Source organism: Hungatella hathewayi WAL-18680 (genome assembly GCF_000235505.1).
GTDB lineage: Bacteria > Bacillota > Clostridia > Lachnospirales > Lachnospiraceae > Hungatella_A > Hungatella_A hathewayi_A.
The window spans coordinates 534,616-556,846 of sequence record NZ_JH379027.1 but is presented as its reverse complement, the minus strand read 5'-3'; the positions used below and the strand labels follow the sequence as shown (position 1 = coordinate 556,846).

Here is a 22,231-nt window from a genome sequence, read left to right as displayed (position 1 = left end):
TCATGGCTCACCGGCTCCGTTTCCTGAAATTCTGTATCAGCAGAATCGATATCAGGATTCTGGCCATATACCGCACGGCCACCATCGGTTTCAAATAGCTCTCCCCGCCGGCCCTCTCGGTTATCACCACCGGCACCTCCGCCACCTTCGCCCCCTGCTTCAGCAGGTACGATATGGTATCCGGCTCCGGCCCATAGTTTAAACTCAGGGCAAACTCTTTTATCATCTCTTTGTTGAACATCCGCATGCCGGAAGTCGGGTCCGCCACCCTCACTCCCGTGGTCAGCCGGATCGCCGATGCGATCAGACGGCTTCCTATCATCCGCATACTGAAATCCTTCGGCTTGTCCACAAACCGGGAGCCGATGACAATGTCGTAGCCTTCCTCCATTTTCCGTCTCATATCCCCGATGTATTCCGGCCGGTGCTGTCCGTCCCCGTCAAACTGGATGGCATAGGAATAGCCCTCCTGATAGGCATATTTCATCCCTGTCTGGAAACATCCCGCCAGCCCTAAATTCACCGGAAGATTGACCAGATTGTATCCCTTTTCCCGGCAGATTCTGGCCGTGTTGTCGGTGGAGCCGTCATTGATCACCACATAATCCAGTTCCGGGTGCTTGGCAATCAGCTCCTCCACCACCATCTCGATATTCTGTTCCTCATTGTACGCCGGAATAATCACCAGCACTTTATCCATATATGTTCTCCCATACGTCAATCATTTACCGAAATAACCCGAAAAACTTACCTGCGGGCGTTATCCAAGGCCGATTATCACGTCACAGATTTCATCCACAATCTCCAGGGGTAAATCCGCATAAAGCGGCAGAGTCAGCACCTGTTCGGATATCCGTTTCGCCACCGGCGTGTCGTTTTCGTCAAACCTGTCTTTGTAGCAGTCATAGGCATTAATACACGGATAGAAATATTTTCTGGGAATAATATTCCACTCCTTCAGCGCGTCAAACACCTGGTCCCGGTCCAACCGGTATCCGTCAAATACCACCGGCATGTAGGCATAATTGTATTTCACTCTGGGATTCTCCCTGGTCATATGAATGCCTTCTATCCCGCAAAGCCGCTCCCGGTACCGCTCCATAATAACCTTTCTCTTTGCAATCTCCTCATCCACATGTCTCAGATTGCAGATTCCCATGGCCGCCTGGAACTCGTTCATCTTCCCATTGGCGCCCACATATTCCACCGACTCATAGCCGGTAATTCCAAAATTCTTCAGCTGGTACAGCAGGTCCGCCATCTCCGGTTCCCGAAACGCCACCGCCCCGCCTTCAATGCTGTGAAATACCTTCGTCGCATGAAAACTGAACATGGAAGCATCCCCAAACTTTCCCACGCCAACGCCGTCAAACGCCTCCCCGAAGGTGTGTGCCGCGTCGTAAATCACTTTCAGGTGATGCCTGTCGGCAATCTCCTGAATCCGCTCCACATCACAGAGATTGCCATACACGTGAACCGGCACAATCGCTGAGGTTTTCTCCGTAATCAGGCTTTCCAGCTGGTCCACATCCATGGTGTAATCCTCCGGATTGATATCACAGAACACCGGCTCCAGCCCATTTCTCACAATGGCATGGGTGGTCGACGCGAAGCTGAACGGCGTCGTAATCACTTCACCCTTAAGCCCCATAGCCTGAATCGCCAGCTCCAGCGCCATATGTCCGTTGACAAACAGTTCCAGCTGGGAAACTCCTAAATATGACTTTAATTCCTCCCGAAACTGCTCATGGTAAGCCCCCATATTGGTCAGCCAGGCGCTCTCCCACAGCGGCTCCAGCATTTTCGTGTACTCTTCAAGCGGCGGCAGTGACGAGCGCGTCACCAGTATCGGATTCTCATGCTTTTTCATCTGTTTTACCTTCTTTACTGTCCTATTCCGACTATTCCCAACTATTTCATCACATATTCCTGGTATCTGCGGGCAATGTACTGGGATTCAACCGCTCCCATCTCGTCGATGGGTTTTCCCTCAAAGCACCGCATATGGTTCCTGACCATATCATAACCCGCCACGCAGGAAAATGCCACCCCGCCGGCAAATCTTGGGTTGCATTCCAGGAAATACCAGGTCCGGTTGTTGTCTGCCTCCTGACCTGATTCTGCCAGGGAATTGCCGCATCCGGTCTTTTCTTCGTCCGACTCCACCACTTCCACAAACTCCAGATTCACACAGCCTTCCACTCCGATGGCCTCCGCAATCTTCCGGCACTGGCTCTCCAGCCGTTCCTCCCGGAACACATAGACCGAGGTTCCGGCCCCGTTCAGCGTCCGCAGCAGTTCCCGTCTCGGCAGACACACGGTCCGCCCGGTTCCTGGCTCTCTTACCACATCCACGGTGACGACAAAACCATCCATCTTCGGCTGAACCAGATAACGCTCCGCCTCCGGCCCGCACTCTCTAAGGACCTGCTCCATCTGCTCCCGGTTTTCCACCATCCGGAGTCCCTGGCTGCTCCTGCCATTACACGGCTTCACTACCACCGGATATTTAAGAAGCTCCACATCCGTCTCCGACAGCAGCTGCCCCGGAATGGTCTGGCAGATGCCAAGGGGCTTTAAAAACTGCTCCATTTTATATTTATCACGGCACAGTCCAATGGCCTCCGGCCCGGAGATGCACACCCGTGCCCCCAGTGCATCCCTGTCCAGTTCCGTGAACACATCCACTTCCACATCCGTCAGTGGTACCACATAATCAACATTTTCTTTCTCGCATACCTGCCTGATAAACTCAACATATGTCTCTCTGCAAGTTGCGTAAGGCGCCTGATAAAACGCCTCCACGTCCTGGGAGTTCACCACCCACTGGGCCGGATAAATATCACATCCAACCACCCGGTATCCCTCTCTCCGATACGTCTCTATCACCGCTCCCGCGGAAAATGACCCAATCGCGGTCACAAGGATTGTCTTCAATCATCTACCTCCTGCCGGCGTCTTCATCTATCTGCCAGCCTTTCCAGCCACAGCACCGTCTATTCTCTCCGGCGTCTCACCATCTCGCAAAGATATCGGAAACTCTCCATCTTAAACAACCAGGCCAGCCCGGCATACACCGCCACGCCGCACCCAATCTGCACAACCAGCGTCAGCCACACATTCACTCCCGGCATCAGCCTGCCCACAAACCACACGGCCACGCCCATCACCACCGACAGCGCCGCCGACGGCATCACATCCATCCACTGGTGGGTAATGCTGTATCCCAGCAGCTTCTTATTGGGAGCCGCATTGACAAACGTACACAGGAAATCCTGAAACGCCTTCAGCCCCACCATCACCGTGACGCTGTACTGCATCCCAATTACCAGCGCCAGCACACTCAGCGCCTTCTTCACAATCTCCAGCTTCAGGAAAATATCACTTCTCCCCACCGCGTTAATCGCCTGGAGATTCGTGATATGAATCGGCCAGAAGCAGTAGGAAATACACATAATCCGAAGAAACGGCACGCAAATCAGCCACTGCTCTCCCAGAAGCGCCAGCACCAGGTTATCCCCCACCGCAAACAGTCCGATGAGCATGGGCAGCACCGCAAAAGAACTCAACTGAATCGCCCGCCGCACCATCTGCCGCACCAGCCCGATATCATCCTGTCTCGCCGAAAATGCAGGCAGAAGCACCGCCTGAATCGCCGCGCCGAGATTGGACGCTATCAGCTTCGGGAACTGCTCCCCCCGGTTATAACTTCCAAGCAATTCTTCATTATAGATCTTTCCTATCAAAAGTCCATAGAGATTATTAAAAATCGTATCCAGAAGGGAGGCGCACAGCAGCTTCCAGCCAAACGCAAACATTCCCTGCACACGCTCCAACGCAAAACAGAGCTTCGGCTTCCAGGATACCGTAAAGAACAGTACCAGCATCAGCGCAAAATAGTACGCCACCTGCTGCCCCACCATAGCCCAGACGCCAAGCCCCCGGTACGCCATGGTGATACTAAGAAGCCCCGACACCAGCGAAGCCGCCAGCGTGGAGAAAAACAGCCCCTTAAACTCCATATTCCGGGACACATAGGCCGTCTGCACCGAGATCACCGCCCCCGGAAACAGAACCACCGCCAGCACCCGCACAATGGCCCGCAGTTCCTCAATCCGGTAAAACTCCGCAATGGACGGCGCCGCGAAATACAGAAGCACATACATCACCAGCGCCACAAACAGGCTGAAATAACACACCGAAGAAAAATCCGTGCTGTCCGCCTGCTTTTTCTGAATCAGCGCCGTGCTGAACCCATTCTGCACCACCACATTGGCGATGGTGATAAATATCATAATAATGCCGACCACGCCATACTCCGCCGGAGTCAGCAGACGGGCCAGGATGATGGCAATCACAAACTGCACACCCTGGGCGCCTCCATTTTCCAACAGCTTCCAAAACAGGCCGTGGGCGACCTTGCTCTTCATATCTGATTCTGCCACTTAACATGTCCTCACTATCAGGATAGCCGCCGCCCGGCCGCATATCCCGTCTCGTTTCATCCCCGGTGCATCAGGCGCTGCAGCCAGTGATACAGCCACGGCATCCCCGTCTCCAGCCGGATGAAAAATCTGGTTCTCCCATTTAACTCCCGGTAAAATTCCCGGTTTTCTTTTGCGAGAACGATATCATAATGTCTGGTATTCACCTGTGTCAGGAAATAAAGGCGTTTTATTGCCCGTTCCACAGCTTCATGAAATCTGCCGCCGCTTTCCCGGTCAAATCCCCGGTACATTTCCTCCATCTGGGTAAAATACCTTCTCTGCTTTTCCTCATAATCGCCCTGTTTCATCATGGATGTCCAGGACACGGCTCCCCCCAGCCGGTACACACACATGGGCCGGTCCATATAGTACCCGTACCCTCTGGCCGCCGCCAGCAATTGCAGCGGAATGTCGGCAATGGGCGCATTTACATAAAACTCCGGCAGATTCCTCACCATCTCCGTCCGAAACAGAAGAGACGCCGTCGGATAACCGGAACGTTTCCCGATAATCTCCTCCGGGCTGACCGTTTTGTCCCCCCGGTAGGGCCGCATAGCCCGCTCCGTGATGGCCCGCTCCAGCACCTCCACCTCGGCGCTGTGGAAACACAGGGCGCAGTCCGGATGGCTCTCCATATAATCCACCTGCAGCTGCAGCTTCTTCCCATCCGTCCAGTAGTCATCCCCCTCGCACATGGCGACATACCGCCCTGCCGCTCTGGGGAAATTAAAAGTCCCGCTGATATTGGTAAACCCTTTGGAATACTGGTTCTCCGTCTGGAGAATGGGTTTTATCACCTCAGGATAACGCTTCGCATACTCCCTGATAATCTCCCCGGTCTTGTCCGTGGATGCATCGTCATGAATCAAAACCTCGTATGCAAAATCCGTCTCCTGTTTCAGAAAACCGTCCAGCGCATCCCTGATATAGGACTCCTGATTATAGGTAATGCAGCAGATACTGACCATGATTTCCTGTTTTCCCTGATTCATGCCTTCTCCCACTTTTCCCACAAAATCCTTACTTTTTTCTTGCCATTACCTTTCATTTTACAATAACAGCCATAAATTGTAAATCATATATAGCATTTTCCCCACAAATGTGATAGATTAGCATGGTAAGTATTTAATGTAGGAGGAACTATCCATGAATAAGTCATTAAGATATTGTTTCGCCCTGCTTCTGACAACGGTGATGGTGGCTGGCAGCGCAGTACCTGCATTCGCAGGTTCATCCGATTCCGGTCCCGGTGTCCAATATCAGGAACAGACGCAGAATAATACCGCTGACACCGGAGCCAATGCTCAGTCCGATGCCAACACTGCTGGCCAGGATACAGGCAGTCAGAATACAGGAACCCAGGCTGCTGCCGGAGAGGACGGGGAAGCCCGCAATGCGGAAGCTGCCGCCGATGTGGCAGAGGAAGCCGCCGCGGCCGCCGCAGAAGCTGCCGCCCAGGCCAACAATCCTATGAACGTGCCGAAGCGTCTGCCTCATCTTCAGACAACGGTCCTGTTGCAGAACGGGCAGTGGTCAAGAGCATTTGTCAACGACGAGCAGATATACAATGAGGGGACAACCTTTATCTCTATCTCCATTTTCCTGACAGAGATTATCGGTAATGTCCACTACCGTGCCTACACATCCGCAGGCGGATGGACTCCATGGGCCATGAACGGTCAGCAGACCACCATTACAACTCTGGAGGATTCCCAGTGGGCGCCGATTGAGGCCGTTCAGATTCGCCTCAGCGGACCGGTACATAACGACTATGATGTTTATTACACCACCACTCTCAACAACGGGAAAGAGACCGACTGGGCCATGAACGGCCGCACAGCCGGAACCATGAACCAGGGGCTGGCGCTGACAGGTCTTCGTATGTCCTGCTTCGCCAAGGGAGACGCTTTCCCTTACCGCACGGCGAACCCGGTTGTTTCCGCACATGCCGATGGCATCCAGAACATTGACGGCGCACTCCGCTATATTCACGGCGATGGCTCCAACTTTACGGGATGGGGCTGGGACGACATGGACCGTTACTACTTCGTGGATTCCAATCCGGTGACCGGATGGCAGTATCTTGACGGGTACAAATATTATTTTGCGGAGGATGGAAAACTGGTACAGGATTTGGAACCGATTATCGGCGCGAAAGGACCTTACCAGATTAAGATTAACAAAGAGATGAACTGCATGACCGTCTATGTCAGAGACGGCGGCAACGGATTTATTATCCCGTTGAAGACATTTTTAGTGTCCACAGGAGATGACACCCCCCTTGGCACCTTCTCCACACCGGAGAAATACCGCTGGCGTCTGATGAACAGCGGCGTGTACGCACAGTACGCTACCCGCCTTGGCAAGGGATTGTCCTTCCTGATGCACTCCATCATCTATGACAGACCGGACACCTATACCGCATGGGCAAGTACCTACAACCACATGGGCGTGGCCCGCTCCGCCGGATGTATCCGACTGCTGAGCCGGGATGCCAAGTGGATTTATGACAACTGCCCGGTTGGAACAACGGTAGTCGTGTACAATGATTACACACCCGGACCTTATGAACGTCCGGTCATTGCTGCCGAGATACCATTCGCACAGAATTGGGACCCGACAGACGTCAATGCGACGCCGGAGGGCATTGCAGCCGCCACAGCAGCGATTATGGCTCAGGCACAATAAGCAATCTTACATAACAGGAAAACCGGAGGACAGCCTCCGGTTTTCTTTTTGTCTCCATATTCAATGAAACACCATTCCTGCCACCCGAATCTCCAATAAAATCACCCAAAACCAAGCCCTGGCTATCCATTCCTGGAGCCGGTTGATGTGAAGATAATGCTTGAAATAGTACATGGTGCTGTCGTGGCGCAGCTGTTGTCTGGCAATCTGGCTCTGGTAGGTTTTGCCGATGCTGACGGAATGTTCGTGGAGGTAACGGCAATTTAAAAGAAGGACCGTGCGGTAGCCGGCCTGTTTCATCTTCCAGCCAAGCACCGCTTCCTCCTGGTACAGAAAGATATTCTCGTCATAACCGCCGCAGTCCGTGAAGACAGCGCCGTCCACCATCAGCATGGAGCCGTGGACCGCGTCCACATAGACGGCCGTTTTATCCTGATAGTAAGATTCCGGGTATTCCAGCAGACGCCCGAACAGCCGCCGGCTGACAGGCCCCATGGACAGCAGTTCCTTCGTAAAACTCCGCAGGGGCCAGCCGTTTCGATGGGTACCGTACACGGCGTCCTCCATGGTGGCCGCCACCACCCCCACATCGGGGGCATGATAGAAGACCTTGCTCATTCCCAGGATGCAGTTCTCCGTGAAGGAGGTGTCCGGATTGGCAATAATCACATGGGTGGCTCCGCTGATTTGAAACGAGTATTCTACCCCCAGATTGTTTCCGGCCCCGTAGCCCCGGTTGGACTCCGCCGCCAGCACCACCACCTTCTCGTCCTCCAGTTCCTTCAGCCGCTCTGCCGAATCATCCGTGGAGGCGTTGTCCACCACCACAATCTGATTCAGACTGTCATACTCCCGTATCTGCCGTACCAGCTTCCCCGTGGTATCCGCGTCATTATAATTCAGTATCACACAATTTATCTTCATCAGACTCATGACGTTATCTCTTTTTCTCTTTCTTTCTCGAATCAATCACCTTCATCCCAAACCGCCTGCTGATCCACATGCGGACCGGTGGACACAGCCAGGTGACGTGGTTCATCCCCCAGTATACCATCATATAGAGTTCTTTCCCCGTCTCCTTCGGCGTTCCCTTCCAGGGGGTCCGGGACAAGTAAATCTCATAATACTTCCGGTAATGATTCCGGTTCCCCGCAATCCACGGCCGCTCATCCCCCGCGTAGTGGATGACAACCGGATGGCGTCTGGCCGCCTCATACTCCTGCTTTCCCACCGCCTCATAGCTGGCGTTCAGCCCTGCCAGAGTCTCATATCGGAAATACCGATAGTTGGTGAAGAAATTATATTTGGGAGACAGCGTCATGATTCTTCCCCTCAATGCGCCGTTTAACGTATCCTGGTCACAGGCAAAGAGATTACCGCCCTTCGCTGCATAATAGGCCAGCAGCTTCTCCGACACCTTCTCCTCCCGCCAGCCCTTCAGATTCATCAGAAGGACTCCGGAGTTATAGTAGGGGGCATCCTTTTTCAAATCGATGGAGGCCTTCATCTCCTCATAGACCGTGGGCTCCGGCACCATGCCCACCAGGGCAGTTCCAAACTCCATCCGCCACAGCGGCTCCAGATTCCCCAGAATCACGGTATCGCAGTCCAGATAGAGAATCTTATCCACCGTCTCCGGCAGCACATCCGCCGCAAACAGCCGGGTCATGGCGCTGATATCAAATCCCCTGGTGTCCACGGAGCCATGGAACCGCTCTTTCAAGTCCCCCATCTCCACTGCCACCAGCTTCCGCCCAAACTGACCGGCTATTTCCTGAAGCCGCCCCTGGTTCTCAGCCGACATGTTGACAGACAGCAGGTAGATGGTAATGTTCTCCGTATCTCTATGATGTTCCAGAAGTGAATACAGTGACACTCCCAGATGTCTCGCATAACCGTCATTCGACGCATATAGAATATTCATCCTGTGACTCCTTTCTCTGTGCGTTGCTGCTTGTCATATTATTTCTATTGGCGTGATGTTCCTGATTGGCACATGTTTCCTGGCCGGCGCCCCTACCGCCTCGGTATGGTAAAACACATGGCCGCAGTCTGAATCCGGGAGCTTTTGTAAAAATGATACCGCCTCACCGTCTTCATCCGCCCCCGAAGCCGCTGGCATGGCAGGGAGAGATACGCTCTCAGCGCCTCCCTCTGCTGCTTCGTCAGCTGGCGTCCAAACTGCTCCAAGAAACAGGAAGCCTGGGTAAACATCCGCTCATACTGCTCCCGCACCTGTTCTCCCCGCTTCATCCGCTCTCTCATATCTTCAAGACTCCCGGTCCGTTTCGCCCCCAGCGTATTGCTCCCGTGCTGGCGGTAACTGTACAGCGGCTCCTTCACGCACTGCACATGGCCGAAGCAGGAGGCCGCCAGCGCTATCCACCAGTCGTGCATCATGCACTGCCTGGGTGCCTTCGACACATAAGGAAGCAGGGCCGCATTAAACATCACGGCGCCTCCGGTGACCGGATTCTCCACAAGTATCTCATTGAGAGACGTTCTGGACGGATTGATATGCTGATATTTCAGAAAGCTGGGCGCAATCTCCTGCAGCTCCCTGTCCACCACCTTCGCGTCGGAGAACAGCAAGATAGGCGTATCCGCCCCCCACTTCTTCTCCGCCTTCCTCATATGGAACATCATCCGCTCCGCCTTGTCTTCCCTCCACACATCATCCTGGTCGCTGAGCATGATATAATCGCCCTCCGCCCGGGACAACAGCCAGAAGAAATTGGCGGCCGCCGGATTCAGCTTTTCCGCTGCCGGGGACTCTGCATCCGATGGTTCTAAGCCAGAGACCTCCTCCGCCCGCGGATGCCTCATACAATGCACCCGCCCCGGAAACTTAGCCGCATACTGTCTCGCCAGTTCCCAGGTACCGTCCGTGGAGCCGTCATCCGATATCAGGACCTGAATATCCGTCACGGTCTGATTCAGGATGGAATCCAGCTGCTCCTCCAGATATTTCTCCCCCTGATACGCCGCCACCAGAACTGTTATCATTTACCAAACTCCTTCTTTGCCGCCGCAAGCGCGGACTCAATCACCTTATCCATATCATAATACTTGTATTCCCCAAGCCGTCCGCCAAATATCACATGGGGAACCTCCCCCGCCAGCTTGGCATAACGGCCGTACAATTCCTGGTTCTTCTCATCATTCACCGGATAGTAGGGTTCCATTCCCTCCTCCCAGTCTGACGGATACTCCCTGGTTATCACCGACTTCGGCTGTGTCCCAAACTCAAAATGCTTGTGCTCAATCACTCTGGTATAAGGCGTCTCCCTGTCCGTATAATTGACCACCGCCACTCCCTGGTAATTGTCCGTGTCCACAACCTCCGTCTCGAACCGCAGGCTCCGGTACTCCAGCTTCCCGTACTGATACCCAAAATAAGCGTCAATCATCCCCGTATACACCACAGTCTCACCCAGACTGTCGTAATGCTCCCGGTTCGCCAGATAATCCACACCCAGCTCCACATCACAGCCCTCAAACAATTTGTCAATGATGACATTGTAACCGCCAATGGGAATTCCCTGATACAAATCGTTAAAATAGTTGTTATCATAAGTATACCGCACCGGCAGACGTTTGATGATAAATGCCGGAAGCTCCTTACAGTCTCTTCCCCACTGCTTCTCCGTATACCCCTTCACCAGCTTCTCGTAGATATCGGTTCCAACCAGACGGATGGCCTGCTCCTCCAGATTCTTCGGCTCCCCGGTGACGCTGGCCCGCTGCTCCTCAATCTTCGCCTTCGCCTGCTCCGGTGTGGAAATGCCCCACATTTTGCTGAAGGTATTCATGTTAAAGGGCATGTTGTACATCTCCCCTTTATAGTTGGCCACAGGGCTGTTGGTATACCGGTTAAACTCCGCCAGACTGCCGACGAAATCCCAGACCTCCCGGTTGCTGGTATGGAAGATATGGGCGCCATATTTGTGCACATGGATCCCTTCCACATCCTCACAGTACACATTTCCGCCCAGATGATTCCTCTTCTCCACAACCAGACACTTCTTCCCCGCCTGGGCCGCCTTGTAAGCCCAGACACCGGAATAAAGGCCGCCGCCAACCAGCACATAATCATATTGTTTCATTCTCTTATAACACTCCTGTCCTTATTTTAAACTAGTCCCATTGTACTATAACCGCCTCTAAAAGTAAATGCTGCCATTCCTGGCAGCACTGTCTTAAAACCTCTATTCCCATCTTATTTAGGAACCGCCATTCTAAAATTCCCCCAGCAGTTCCTTCACCTTTTTCTCCAGATTCCTCCGGCTCTTAAATTCCAGGGACAGCTGTTCCATCCGCCCCTCCGTCACCGGCCGCATCAAAACCATTTCTTTCTTCTCAATCACTCCGGCTACCGTCAGAATTTCCCCATCAAACCGGCACTGCTCCCCGGCGATATCCGTGTCGCCAAACAGCTCATAGGCCAGGCCCTCACTGAGCACACAGTATCCTCTCTCCACGGCCAGCCCGTAGCTGCCGGACAGTATCTTCGCCGGATACACCATATCCATAGGGCCATAGACCCCCGTCACTTTGGTCCGCTGCCGCTTCCCGGTGCTGACAGACGTTACCTCGCTTTGGTCCTCCACCCGCCAGCCGGCGATTCCCACCAGGCCCAGGTATCCGTCCTTCTGCTGCTCTTCCATCCGGCGCAGCGCCTCCACGTCAATGTTCCGGCCGCGGCAGTCCACGGTGACAGTCTTATCCGCGTCAAGCATGGCATACGCCAGCCCCCATCCGGCCGCCGCCATGGACAGAGTTATCACAATCAACATCCCATACTTTACACAAAACCGTTTCATAGCCCCGGCACCTTCCTCACCCGGTCTCCCTCACCGATCACCTGGTTGCTCTTCACAATGATATCATCCTCTTCGAAAATCGGCCCCTCAATGGCCGCCTCCGTACTCCCTTTACTGAGCAGCTGCACATCCACCCGCTCGGCCCGGAATTCCTCTCCCAGAATCGCAGACCTGGCACGGGCCGCCAGACAGTAATATCCCTTCATATCCTTTCTCAGCGCCCCAAGGGGAATCACCTGCCTGAAGGTATCCGACTGTTTTTTACACTCATAACTCGTCACCGCCCCAAGAGAGCCGGCCAGTTCCTCAATGTCCGCCTGGAAAATGCCGTCGCTCTCCCCCAGCAGATTCAGTCTGTCAATTTTCGCCTCTATCTTTCTGGAGGTGCCAGGCACTCCGATAGACAGCACATCCCCTACCGCCAGTTCCTGTTCTTCCTTCACAAAGCTGCCCTCAAACTGCAGCGCCCCGGCGGCGATGGTCACAAGCTCCTCCCCCGTGGTCTTCTTTCCGGCCACAAGTTCCTGTTTGACTACCGTGCCATCCGTCTCCGCCTCCACAATCCCGTCTTTCCCAATCAATTCCTCCAGGCGGGCAAGCTCCCTCTGTTTCTTCTCGATATCCAGCAAAAGCCCCTTCTGTGTCAAGTCAGACAGGCGCTGTTTCTGTATGTTGGTCAGCCTTGTATTCTCATCGCTTTTGGCTGCGTTTCCCGCACTGAACCTGGCTTTTTCAAGGGCTGTCTCCAGATTTTCCAGCTCCTTCTTCGCATTTTTCAGTTTCTCCTCCTGCTGTTTCACAGCCGCGTCATAGGATTCCTTCAGCGCCTCCAGGGACGTGGTCTTTCCCGCTTCAATCCGCCCCTGCTGGTTGTCAATCCTGTCCACCTCATACTCCTGGTCCTCCACTTCCTCGTCCCAGCTGTCAATCAAATCGTCCAAATCCTCTCTGGCCCGTGCCAGTTCCCTCTCCAGCTGGGCCACCTCCTCATCGTGGCCGCCCTCCTCCGTCAGTTTGCCAATCTTCTTCTCCAAATCGTCTACCTTCCTGGTGGCGGTCCGGACCTCGGAATCTCTGGAGCGCCTCGACTGGGCCAGGGACTTTCTCGCGGCTTCATACTGCTGGTTCTGCTGCTCCCACAGTTCATCCTGGGTGAGAACCGATTTCCTGTCGTAGTCCTCCTTCAGCCGCAGAAGTTCCGCGTCATGCTCCGCCTGGGCCTCCGTGTACTCCTGCTGCCCCTTCAAAAGCTCCCGCTCCGCCATCTGTACCTCAAACGCCGCCAGCTCCGACTGGCTCACATCCGGATACACCTCGGCGGAAACCTTCTGGGATTCCAGCTCCAGGTTCAGCTTTTCCAGCTCCCCGGCGCAGTCCGCCTTCGCTTCCAGCAGGGATTCCAGCTGGTAGGACGCTATCACATCTCCCGATTTCACCACCGTTCCCGGTATCACCGGCACGGATTCCACCTTGATTCCCGGATAGATATCCAGGGAAACGGTCTCCTTCTCCCGGATTGTTCCGCTTCCGTAAACCACGGTATCCACCGGTTTCTGTTTCATCCGCTCCGTCACCACCTTAGGCACGGTTACGCTGTCATAAATCCTGGATATCACGGTGCAGACGAGCATGACAGCAAAAAATCCCACAAACAGTTTTCTGTAAATCTTCCCTTTCCTGTCCTGTTCCATCCTGACCACTCCTCTGTTTTTATTCCTTCATCCCGGAAGCCGCAAGCCCCTGTTCCAGGTACGTCTGTCCGTTTAAATACAAAAGCACCGACGGCAGCAGCATAATCATCCCGGCCGCAAACGCCACCGCCGCCTTATCCACCGTGATATTGGGCAGATAGAGGGACAGCGGCCACAGCGACATATCTTTTAAGTAGGCTATCGGCTGCTCCAGGGAATTCCAGCCATCCAGAAAACTGAGCAGCAGGGCTGTCACGATTCCCGGATATCCGGCCGGAATCCCGATATGCCAAAACGCCTGAATTTCCCCTGCTCCGTCCAGATAAGCCGCCTCCACCAGCGCCTGGGGAATGGTCTCAAAGGATTTCGTCATGATAAAAACAGGCATGGTAGACCAGATTCCCGGCAAAATCAGCGCCAGATGGGTATTTAAAATTCCCAGCCGGTCCAACACCAGATAATTGGACACCTGGGTCACCTGAAACGGCAGAATCATCAACAGCACATACAGGAAAAATAACCCCTTTTTCCCCTTAAACGTATATCTGGAAAATGCCCACGCCGCCGGCGCTCCCACAAGCAGCTGACCCATCAGCATCGGAAACACCTGGATGCAGGAATTCCAGAACATGACAAAAAATCCCGGCGACTTGAACAACAGCTCCGCAAACGCCTGAAACGACGGGTAAGACGGCAGCAGCGCCGCTCTCACCCGGTCACGCCCCACGCCGAGAGGCGACAGATAGCGCCACAAAAGCTCATCCTCCGGCATCAGGGAGGCGGCGGCCAGCATCAGAACCGGCAGCCACACCAGCAGACAGAGGCTGACCAGGATGCCTGTTTTAAACCACCGCCATTTTCTCATCCTGCTCTCCTTCCTACTCTTCTCCTTCTCCTTCTCCCTATTCCTTTTCCCACTCTATTCCTCCCCCAGTTAACCGCCAGCGCCAGAATCACGGACACCGCCGTCATCATCACCGCCGCCGTACTCATTTTCTGCACATCCAGTTTCAGAAACCAGTTGCTGAACAGATGGGGAATCAGATAAATCGTGTCGGAGGGATAGGAGCCCGCGAGCAGATAGGCTTCCCGGTAGACCCGGAAGGAATTGACCACGGACAGGATCAGCACCAGCCCAAAGGTTCCTCTCAGCATAGGGATGGTGATATAGCGCAGATTGTCAAAACCTCCCGCCCCGTCCACCCGGGCCGCCTCATAGAGACTCTCCGGGATGGCGCTCATTCCGGCCAGCCACAGCAGCATGTCATATCCGGCATTTTTCCACAGATAGGTGACGGCCAGCACGCCAAAGGACGTCTCGCCTCTCACCCAGTCCAGCTCCCACACCTGGCCGCTTATCCCCGACAGGAACTGGTTCAGCACCCCGTCCGGGCAGAAGATCATCTTCCACACCAGCACCATGCTGGCCACCGGGATAGCCATGGGAAGCACAAGACTGGTCTTGAACACGCCATGCTTCGTATCTCCCCGGTACACGAACAGCGCCAGCACAAACGAGGCCAGCAGCAGCAAAGGGAGACACACGGCCAGAAACCGCAGGGTATTGGAAACAGCCAGGCGAAACGCCTGGTTGCTCCATACCGTACTATAATTTTTCATTCCCGCAAAGCGTTTCCCCATGGCGTCATAGAAGGAACGCCTCACAATATCCAGAAACGGCAGCCCTACAAACACCGTGACCCCGGCAAGACTTGGCAGGAGGAACAGCCAGGCATAGCGGCTTCCTCTACTCTGCAAGGTAGAGCCTGATTTTCTGGCTGATTTTCGACGCAGCCTGGGCAGACGTTTCCTTTCCTTCAAAATACTCCTTCGATTCACTGACAATCATCCCCATCACATTTTCATCCACATCCACCGGCACGGTCAGCTGGGGAATCATTTTCAGCACATAATCACACTTCTCCTTGGACGGCCAGCCTCCGGTCAATTCGTAATCCCCAAAACTGGAACCGATGGAATAATACACATTCGCATTGCTGTCATCCGTGCTTAAAAACTCCAGTGCCTCCATCTGTACTGGAAAACCGTCATAGAAATTTTCCTTCTGTACCGGTGTGCTAAACAGATATCTCACAAACTCCTCTGCCGCCTCTTTCACCTTTGTCGCCTGGTTAATTCCCACGATGCTGGACGGGAAGTAAACGCCGTTGACCGGTTCTAAACTCGCTTCCGGATGTTTATCCATAACCACCCAGAGCAGGGCCGTGCTGAAGATGGAATCCAGATATTCCAGTCCTCCATCGGACATCTCCCTGTCATAGCTCATGGCATATCCACGGATTCCCTTTGGCACCACATTGTTGTTGGCCATAGCCACATTCATCTCATCCTCCGTGAACTCCACTCTGGAACCATTGCTCTCTCCGATGGCTTTTACCGCCTCAAGGTATTTTTGAAGCAGCTCCTCACTCAGTCCCTCTATTCCATTTCCAAACAGTTCCTGATACTGGATATTGGCGACCAGCCGGAGCAGATTCTCATAGGTCTCCGCACTCAACAGCGGATGCTCTCCCTGGTAAGACGCCATGGCCTCCATGGAAGAAAATGCAGCTATCGCCTTCTCCCCGCCCATGGCAGCCGGCATGGCGACCCGCGCGGGCATTTCATAGACAGAGCCGTCTTCCCCTGTAAATCCATCCAGAATATTGGTACACAATGGCGTTTCAAACTGAATCTGGGCAAATAGCTCCCTCATATCCATCAATACTCCCTTTTCTATGTAGGAGTCCACTGGCAGACCGTCCAGAATCAGCACATCCGCCCCCTTGCCGTTTAGCAGCTCCGTATTCAGACTTCGGATGACCTCCTCCGTCATAGCGCCGCTGTCATCCTGAATCGCTGCCCGAAATTCCACCCGTACATCCGGGTTATCTTTCTGAAGCAGAGCCGCCGCCTGGCGCACCGTGGAATTGTCATACAGGGAATACACATTCAATGTGACTGGCGGCACGGAAGCCATGTTCTTGTCATAGGTATAGTGGCACATCATGATATTCAACCCATGCTGGTCCGTATAGAAGCCATAATAATCATCACTGCCGCCTGCCAGAAATGTTTTGATAAGCAGGCTTCTCATTCCCATAGAATTTAAGCTGCCGTCAATCAGAGTCTCCCAGACGGTTCCTCCCTTGTTGACATGGGCCAGTCCAATCTCATTTGCCACATAGATGCCTTCGTTCCCATCTGAGAACAGCACTGCGCTTCCACTGTTCTCGCTTCCCTGAAGCCCGTCGTAAGGAATGGTCTCCGTCACCTGGCCGTCCAGAAGATTGTATCGAACCACGGCCCCGTCCAGAATCGTCACAAAATCATTGCCATCCACAAACATATTTTTGAAATCCGTACTTCCCCAGAAATCCTGCATCATGGTGAACAGTTTTCTGCCATCCGGGGTGTACAGAAGCGAGTTGTCATAGTTGTATAACAGGATATTTCCATCAGCCGTCACGGCAACGGTCCGCGGAATCATACCAAAGCGCTCTCCCTCCTTCGGTTTAAATACATCCTCCAGCAGCTCTTTCCCAGTTCCATCTTCCGCAACACGATACAGATGGAAATTGTAATCTCCATCCATGCCTGACATATAATAATTTCCGTCGAGGCCAAAATATACATTGTTAAACGACACCTGGGCTTCCTCCATCAGAGATGTTCCCCACCAAGATTCATCCTTTACCCAGGAGTTATTGTCGTAAACATAGCGGCAAATTTCCACGATTTCCGAATTCTCGTTTCTTTTACCGGTATACAGTTCCATCTTGTTATCTTTTCCCTGGAAGGCAGTATAGTACAACTCGTCTTTCATCTCATCCGGCAGGCTGACTGCCTCCTCTTTATAACGCCCCATGGCCGCCGTCTCTCCACTAGGGGTTTCCCCGGAAGTCGACTCCTTCACAGGCGTCTCTCCTGTCTGCCCGCTTCCGCCTTTCGTCCCACAGCCGGCAATTGCCCCTGCTGCAAGAACAACCGCAAGCATCACTGACATGATTCTTCTCAACTTTATCATCCTTGTCTCCTCCATCAATTCTGTTTCCATTTCTTTCTATCATCATAGCAAACCGGTCTCTAAAAAAACTGGAAAATTGAAATTATTTTTTTTAGATTATTTAGAGAATTCTATGATATGCTATTGGAAAGAACTGTTAGTATGAAGAAAATCCGAAAAAGGAGCTGCCTGACATGCGTATCTTATTAGTGGAAGATGATTCCGATTTATCAAACAATATCTGCCTGACCTTAAACCAGGCAGGTTATCAGACAGACCAGTGTTATACGGGAAGCGAAGGACTTTACTACGCGTCCAATCAGATTTACGATGTGATAATCTTAGACCGGATGCTGCCGGAAATGGATGGCATGTCCCTGCTGTCCGCCCTCCGCCGGAAGGGAATCTTCACCCCGGTGATTCTGGCTACGGCCCTGGACGGGCTTCACGACCGCATCGACGGCCTGGATGCCGGGGCGGACGACTATATTGTGAAACCCTTTGATGTGGAGGAGCTGATGGCCCGCATCCGCGCTGTCACAAGGCGGCCGGGCGTGCTGAAAATCTCCCCGGACTTAACCTTTGCCGGCATCACCTTCCATCCGGAGCAGCACCTGGCCAGCTATCAGGACACCAGCGTGACACTCTCCAAAAAAGAAGCCGCACTGTTTGAATACTTTATGCGCAACGCCAACCAGACCCTTCCCCGCCTGCTGATTCTCTCCTATATCTGGGGAGCCGATACCGAGGTGGAGGAAGGAAATCTTGACAATTATATTTATTTTCTGCGCCGCCGGCTGAAAGCTCTCGGCGCGCCGGTCAAGCTGACCACCGTTCACGGCGTCGGATACCGGCTGGAGGAAGCACATGTTTAATTCTTTGAGAAAACGCCTGACCTGGCTCTACACCATCACAACCGGATGCATCCTGACCCTGGTTGTCGCCGGATTTCTGCTGTTTCGCATGGAGGAGACCAAGCGGGGACAGCTGGAGCAGTTTCAGAATACCTGGAATAACGTCAGCTCCCGGATGCAGTTTGGAACCACCATCTCCCACAGCTGGCTGGCCCAGACGGAAGCCGCCGGACATCTCATCCTGCATATTGAGGAAAATGGGATTCCTTTCCTATATACCGGCTCCTGGACGCCAAGAACGGAACGGCAGATTCTGATTGACAGAGTCAAACAAATGGCGGCGGAGCAGGGCGTGTACACTGCCGTCGCGCCAGTCTCCTCCTCCATGAATGTCACCTCACTCATCACGCTGACTGGAGATGAAGGGGAGGAGTACTACGCCATGGTGCTGGCCATCTCCACCGGTAACGGGGTGAAGAGTCTGTGTCTTATCTCCTACATCCCCCCGGTCATACAGATGTTGAGGGAAACGATTCTGTACCTGGGTCTCATGTATGTATTTGGCATCGCCGGTCTCTTTCTTATCAGTTGGAAATTTGTGGGATGGTCCCTGCGCCCGGTGGAGGAAAGCAGGCAGAAGCAGGCGGAATTCATCGCCTCCGCCTCCCATGAGCTGCGCTCGCCGCTGGCGGTTCTCCGCTCCGGCATAGCCGCCATCAAGGCAAAACCGGAGGAGAGCGAGGCCCTGCTCCGAACCATGGACGCCGAGTGCGCCCGGATGTCACGGCTCATAAGCGATATGCTGCTCCTGGCGTCCACCGACGCCCAGACCTGGAGTATTCATATGGAAGAAACGGATTTGGACACGCTGCTGATTGATACTTATGAGGCATTTCTCCCGACCTGCCGTGAGAAGAATATGAAGCTACAGTTACAGCTCCCGGATGAAACCCTGCCGGCCATCAGAGCTGATAAGGAGCGGCTGAAGCAAGTGCTTTTCATCCTGCTGGACAATGCTCTGTCCTACACCCCGTCAGAGCGTTCCATCGCCCTGAAAGCAGAAGTTTCCTCCCAAGGAAAACCCACCAGACACCACCCCCGCCAAATCCACATCCAGGTAACCGACCAGGGCCCCGGCATCCCCGACGACGTCAAGGCCCATATCTTCGAACGCTTTTACCGGGTGGATTCCTCACGCAGCAAGAAAGAGCATTTTGGCCTGGGATTAAGTATCGCCAGAGAGCTGGTGTCTCTCCACGGAGGAACCATCCGGGTGGAGGATAACCCTGGAGGCGGAAGCAGGTTTGTGATTACACTGCCTATATAAATTTAGATGACACACATAACAGGGGCTGTCGTCCGGCAGCCCCTTCTAATGCCCAATCAGGACTCCCATAATTTACCATCTAAAATCGTTTTGACATTTCCATACCGTTAAGATAGAATATTCTTAATCTTTTTCCCTTTATTTTTGCTGTTGTCAGAAGCATTACACTTAATCGACACAAAGTTACACTTAATCAACATATCAACTGATTTTTCAGTCACCCTATTCCAATTTGGAGGGATAAAAATCATGCATGCGAAACGACATTATTTGAAATATCTATTATGTTTCATTTTATTTTCCCTGGTTCTTTTTCTGCCGTTTCCGAAAATGACCTCCATGGGGCAGGCAGAGGCTATGACAGCGAGTCCGCCGGAAGCAGATATGGAGCGGGAAATAACGCGAATCATTCTTCCCTATACGGATAGCCTGCTGCTAGCGGAGACACAGAACGCACGGGAAACCCTTCGTCATACAGTAGAAAGAAGCGACTATACCAGGGCACTTGCGCGCTTTCGTGACGGCGGCTCCCAGTTCTACCCGATTCGTTATGATTTGGATTCTCTGGATACTTCTCAGACCGGTTTTACCTATCTTCAGGGTATCGTGGAGATTCCGGACGATGGCTCTGTTATCTGTCAACCGGAATGGAAGAATACCGCTCTTCCTGTCTTTCTTTACTCCCAGGATGCTCCCTGTGAACTACCGGTTGTTTCCCGGGATGCGCTGCGCACCGGCCAGGCTACGCTGCCACAGCACGCTTCCCTTGAGGATTTAGAACATAACATGTATGACGTGCAGGTTTCCTACCTGTATCTGGAACATGATATCTGGCTGGAAACGGATTTAATCTGGGATTTTCATGCGATTGATTTTGATACTCCCGGTACCTACCAGATTACTGCCACCAATGACCTTCCAAAAGGCCTGCTGCTGTCCGATGAATTTCCACCATTTACATACAACGTCATTATTCAGGATACGGAGACTTTGACCCTCTCTCCACCGGTATTTCATGGGCTTTATTTTTTCTCGTATTGGATGAAACCGACGCCGCAGCCGGAACTGCTGCGGGCATATTATGCGATTGGGGAGGATGGGGAATGGCAGGAGGATACCAATAAGAATTTTATACAGATAGACCCCGATTCTTACCAGCGTTTTACGATTTTTTATTATGAAAATGTTTTTTTTGAAACACCTTACTACTTCCGTCTTGAATATGATGGGGAAATGTCCAACACTTTAAAAATTTACCTGACAGAAGACCAGTTGTCCTATGACCTTTTTGAGGGCGATAGGGACGGCGGAGACAGGGAGGAACAGACGCCGCCAAGCGTGGTACTGCCACCGGTGATTACTGCGCCACCTGACGTTTCCCCGTTGCCGGAGGAAACATTGCCTGGGACGCCGTTGCCGGAAGAGACATTGCCTCCGGAGACATCACCTGGCAATGTAAGTTCCGGCCAGAACCGACCATCGGGAGGGCATTCCGGGCCATCGGGAAATGCCGGTGCTTCCGGTAGTTCCGGTGATACTCAAACTTCCGGCGAATTCGGCTATGGACCTGGATACCCGGCTGTTATGGCAATTTCGGAACTGTTATCTGAGCAGCCGGAGATGGAGACAGGTACCGAAACGAACACGGATATAGATATGGAGATGAAAATGGGGGAAAAGGCTCCCTTACAGGCATCTCCATTTGATGCGGCTAATACAGGCAGAGACATTTCCACCTCAGATACTCCTTCCTCTTTTCAGGAATCGGATACCGCTGATTATACTATTTTATCCGGGCGGCGTATCTTAAAGCAGATGGAGCGAAACCCAGACCAGCCACTTCTTTTCACCAAACACAGGATGCGGCTGGAGATACCGACAAACACTGGATTTTTCTCCGATATCACGGAAGATAATTACTTTAAGGCAGAACTTCAGCCTTTGGATGATGACAAGATATTTGTGGCATTTACCATGAATGGACTGGCTCTTTCGGAACTGCCCCCATTGACCATCACCGTGCCCTGGAAAGCGGACAGCGAAAATGCTGTTCTGGAAATCAGAAATCAGGACGGAGAGGTGCTGACAACAGCAGTGTATCAGGACTCTTCTCTTGTCTTTACTCTGGAGGAGACCGGAACCTTTACCATCGCTGAGCGTGCCTTTGCTGGCGACTCTGTCGTCGAGCTTCCAATGGCAGCAGCGCCGGAGCCTACCAATGGTTCTGTATCCGCGTCAGCAACCGGCCAAGCCGCCAGACTCAGAACCATCCTGGTGCTTTGTCTCCCAGGCATATGTGTCCCTGCCGCCGGCATTTTCGTACTGCGTGGCCGGATGAAAAAGAGGAGGAGATAG

Annotated in this window: 18 protein-coding genes; 4 read left to right on the top strand and 14 right to left on the bottom strand. The window is 53.1% G+C overall.

Translation table 11 applies throughout. The features are described 5' to 3' along the window. Positions 1-7: 7 nt before the first annotated feature. The 5 genes from HMPREF9473_RS02615 to HMPREF9473_RS02595 are packed head-to-tail and all read right to left on the bottom strand — an operon-like array spanning position 8 to position 5,479. Positions 8-700 carry a glycosyltransferase family 2 protein gene (locus tag HMPREF9473_RS02615; RefSeq protein ID WP_006778501.1) on the bottom strand — a complete coding sequence of 231 codons (693 nt, stop codon included), beginning with the start codon at positions 698-700 and terminating at the stop codon, positions 8-10. Between the two features lie 60 nt (positions 701-760). After that, entirely contained in the window at positions 761-1,870 is a 1,110-nt protein-coding gene (locus HMPREF9473_RS02610; RefSeq protein ID WP_006778500.1) for a DegT/DnrJ/EryC1/StrS family aminotransferase, read from the bottom strand. A gap of 41 nt (positions 1,871-1,911) precedes the next feature. Continuing rightward, complete coding sequence (locus HMPREF9473_RS02605) at positions 1,912-2,937, bottom strand: ATP-grasp domain-containing protein (RefSeq protein ID WP_006778499.1); 1,026 nt, start codon at positions 2,935-2,937, stop codon at positions 1,912-1,914. Between the two features lie 59 nt (positions 2,938-2,996). Continuing rightward, a complete protein-coding gene (locus HMPREF9473_RS02600) occupies positions 2,997-4,445 on the bottom strand; it encodes a lipopolysaccharide biosynthesis protein (protein WP_006778498.1) in 1,449 nt (482 codons plus the stop codon). A gap of 56 nt (positions 4,446-4,501) precedes the next feature. After that, positions 4,502-5,479, bottom strand: a complete 978-nt coding sequence (locus HMPREF9473_RS02595; RefSeq protein WP_006778497.1) for a glycosyltransferase — start codon at positions 5,477-5,479, stop codon at positions 4,502-4,504. A gap of 154 nt (positions 5,480-5,633) precedes the next feature. Between HMPREF9473_RS02595 and HMPREF9473_RS02590 the strand changes: the two genes are divergently transcribed. Then, a complete protein-coding gene (locus tag HMPREF9473_RS02590; protein ID WP_006778496.1) occupies positions 5,634-7,175 on the top strand; it encodes a L,D-transpeptidase in 1,542 nt (513 codons plus the stop codon). Positions 7,176-7,235: 60 nt separating this feature from the next. On the opposite strand, the gene HMPREF9473_RS02585 is transcribed toward HMPREF9473_RS02590, so the two are convergent. The 9 genes from HMPREF9473_RS02585 to HMPREF9473_RS02545 form a co-directional block, all read right to left on the bottom strand. Further along, entirely contained in the window at positions 7,236-8,099 is an 864-nt protein-coding gene (locus tag HMPREF9473_RS02585; protein WP_034858638.1) for a glycosyltransferase family 2 protein, read from the bottom strand. A gap of 13 nt (positions 8,100-8,112) precedes the next feature. Further along, positions 8,113-9,099, bottom strand: a complete 987-nt coding sequence (locus HMPREF9473_RS02580) for a glycosyltransferase family 8 protein (protein WP_006778494.1) — start codon at positions 9,097-9,099, stop codon at positions 8,113-8,115. A 92-nt stretch (positions 9,100-9,191) separates the two neighbouring features. After that, positions 9,192-10,181, bottom strand: coding sequence for a glycosyltransferase family 2 protein (locus HMPREF9473_RS02575; protein ID WP_006778493.1), 990 nt, complete (start codon positions 10,179-10,181; stop codon positions 9,192-9,194). Next, positions 10,178-11,281, bottom strand: coding sequence for a UDP-galactopyranose mutase (gene glf, locus HMPREF9473_RS02570; protein WP_006778492.1), 1,104 nt, complete (start codon positions 11,279-11,281; stop codon positions 10,178-10,180). Before glf ends, HMPREF9473_RS02575 begins: the two co-directional genes overlap by 4 nt. A gap of 132 nt (positions 11,282-11,413) precedes the next feature. Then, the gene (locus HMPREF9473_RS02565) at positions 11,414-11,998 is read right to left on the bottom strand and encodes an ABC transporter permease (protein ID WP_006778491.1); all 585 of its coding nucleotides are present in this window, start codon (positions 11,996-11,998) and stop codon (positions 11,414-11,416) included. Next, complete coding sequence (locus HMPREF9473_RS02560; protein WP_006778490.1) at positions 11,995-13,689, bottom strand: hypothetical protein; 1,695 nt, start codon at positions 13,687-13,689, stop codon at positions 11,995-11,997. Before HMPREF9473_RS02560 ends, HMPREF9473_RS02565 begins: the two co-directional genes overlap by 4 nt. A 19-nt stretch (positions 13,690-13,708) precedes the next feature. Then, the gene (locus tag HMPREF9473_RS02555; RefSeq protein WP_006778489.1) at positions 13,709-14,554 is read right to left on the bottom strand and encodes a carbohydrate ABC transporter permease; all 846 of its coding nucleotides are present in this window, start codon (positions 14,552-14,554) and stop codon (positions 13,709-13,711) included. After that, on the bottom strand, positions 14,551-15,447 hold the full coding sequence (locus tag HMPREF9473_RS02550) for a carbohydrate ABC transporter permease (RefSeq protein ID WP_006778488.1): 897 nt from the start codon (positions 15,445-15,447) through the stop codon (positions 14,551-14,553). Before HMPREF9473_RS02550 ends, HMPREF9473_RS02555 begins: the two co-directional genes overlap by 4 nt. After that, on the bottom strand, positions 15,437-17,716 hold the full coding sequence (locus HMPREF9473_RS02545; protein ID WP_006778487.1) for a hypothetical protein: 2,280 nt from the start codon (positions 17,714-17,716) through the stop codon (positions 15,437-15,439). Before HMPREF9473_RS02545 ends, HMPREF9473_RS02550 begins: the two co-directional genes overlap by 11 nt. Before the next feature lie 173 nt (positions 17,717-17,889). On the opposite strand from HMPREF9473_RS02545, the gene HMPREF9473_RS02540 reads away from it, so the two are divergent. The 3 genes from HMPREF9473_RS02540 (at position 17,890) to HMPREF9473_RS02530 (ending at position 22,231) form a co-directional block, all read left to right on the top strand. After that, a complete protein-coding gene (locus tag HMPREF9473_RS02540) occupies positions 17,890-18,570 on the top strand; it encodes a response regulator transcription factor (RefSeq protein WP_006778486.1) in 681 nt (226 codons plus the stop codon). Then, complete coding sequence (locus tag HMPREF9473_RS02535) at positions 18,563-19,876, top strand: sensor histidine kinase (protein ID WP_006778485.1); 1,314 nt, start codon at positions 18,563-18,565, stop codon at positions 19,874-19,876. Before HMPREF9473_RS02540 ends, HMPREF9473_RS02535 begins: the two co-directional genes overlap by 8 nt. Positions 19,877-20,233: 357 nt before the next feature. Then, complete coding sequence (locus tag HMPREF9473_RS02530; RefSeq protein WP_138669844.1) at positions 20,234-22,231, top strand: hypothetical protein; 1,998 nt, start codon at positions 20,234-20,236, stop codon at positions 22,229-22,231.

Excerpts from the sequence above, each read along its gene's own strand:
- HMPREF9473_RS02560 (WP_006778490.1), bottom strand. The coding sequence starts at position 13,689 with ATGGAACAGGACAGGAAAGGGAAGATTTACAGAAAACTGTTTGTGGGA.
- glf (WP_006778492.1), bottom strand. The coding sequence starts at position 11,281 with ATGAAACAATATGATTATGTGCTGGTTGGCGGCGGCCTTTATTCCGGT.
- HMPREF9473_RS02575 (WP_006778493.1), bottom strand. The coding sequence starts at position 10,181 with ATGATAACAGTTCTGGTGGCGGCGTATCAGGGGGAGAAATATCTGGAG.
- HMPREF9473_RS02585 (WP_034858638.1), bottom strand. The coding sequence starts at position 8,099 with ATGAAGATAAATTGTGTGATACTGAATTATAATGACGCGGATACCACG.
- HMPREF9473_RS02615 (WP_006778501.1), bottom strand. The coding sequence starts at position 700 with ATGGATAAAGTGCTGGTGATTATTCCGGCGTACAATGAGGAACAGAAT.
- HMPREF9473_RS02555 (WP_006778489.1), bottom strand. The coding sequence starts at position 14,554 with ATGAGAAAATGGCGGTGGTTTAAAACAGGCATCCTGGTCAGCCTCTGT.
- HMPREF9473_RS02595 (WP_006778497.1), bottom strand. The coding sequence starts at position 5,479 with ATGAATCAGGGAAAACAGGAAATCATGGTCAGTATCTGCTGCATTACC.
- HMPREF9473_RS02540 (WP_006778486.1), top strand. The coding sequence starts at position 17,890 with ATGCGTATCTTATTAGTGGAAGATGATTCCGATTTATCAAACAATATC.
- HMPREF9473_RS02545 (WP_006778487.1), bottom strand. The coding sequence starts at position 17,716 with ATGATAAAGTTGAGAAGAATCATGTCAGTGATGCTTGCGGTTGTTCTT.
- HMPREF9473_RS02610 (WP_006778500.1), bottom strand. The coding sequence starts at position 1,870 with ATGAAAAAGCATGAGAATCCGATACTGGTGACGCGCTCGTCACTGCCG.
- HMPREF9473_RS02580 (WP_006778494.1), bottom strand. The coding sequence starts at position 9,099 with ATGAATATTCTATATGCGTCGAATGACGGTTATGCGAGACATCTGGGA.
- HMPREF9473_RS02590 (WP_006778496.1), top strand. The coding sequence starts at position 5,634 with ATGAATAAGTCATTAAGATATTGTTTCGCCCTGCTTCTGACAACGGTG.
- HMPREF9473_RS02530 (WP_138669844.1), top strand. The coding sequence starts at position 20,234 with ATGACAGCGAGTCCGCCGGAAGCAGATATGGAGCGGGAAATAACGCGA.
- HMPREF9473_RS02535 (WP_006778485.1), top strand. The coding sequence starts at position 18,563 with ATGTTTAATTCTTTGAGAAAACGCCTGACCTGGCTCTACACCATCACA.
- HMPREF9473_RS02565 (WP_006778491.1), bottom strand. The coding sequence starts at position 11,998 with ATGAAACGGTTTTGTGTAAAGTATGGGATGTTGATTGTGATAACTCTG.